This window comes from Streptomyces sp. P17, assembly GCF_032436805.1.
In the GTDB taxonomy this organism is placed as follows: Bacteria; Actinomycetota; Actinomycetes; order Streptomycetales; family Streptomycetaceae; genus Streptomyces.
The window spans coordinates 1-382 of the sequence record NZ_JAVRBF010000407.1; the positions used below are offsets into that span (position 1 = coordinate 1).

Genomic DNA, 382 nt, shown 5'->3' on the forward strand with positions numbered 1-382 from the left:
GTCGCGGAATATTACAGTCCGTGCAAGCACATATGACGGAAAAAGGTTACAAATCGACACATGCCGAATATGTTGAATATTTCAACAATAAATGGTCTGACAAATTCACGTTATTGAGTGAATATAAATCGTCAAAAGAGAAAATTACCGTCCACTGTAAATCGTGCTCAAATGAATGGGAAACTATACCGTTCCGTATTCGTTGTAAAACTTGCGGTCAAGCTAAAGTTTCCGAAACGCTATCGAAAACACACAAGCAATATGTCGCAGAACTGACATCCACTATAACAGTCTGTGAACCGTATAAAGGTTCACAAATAGCAATTGAACATTCTTGCAAATGTGGTCACATTTGGAAAGCTAAACCGATGAACGTTCTCGG

At 38.7% G+C, this 382-nt stretch carries 1 protein-coding gene; it reads left to right on the forward strand.

Features of this window, described 5'->3' with window-relative positions; genetic code table 11:
* Positions 1 to 20: 20 nt before the first annotated feature.
* Positions 21 to 382 (forward strand): hypothetical protein (locus RMT89_RS41505; protein ID WP_315888934.1); only part of this gene is annotated, 362 nt, incomplete at its 3' end.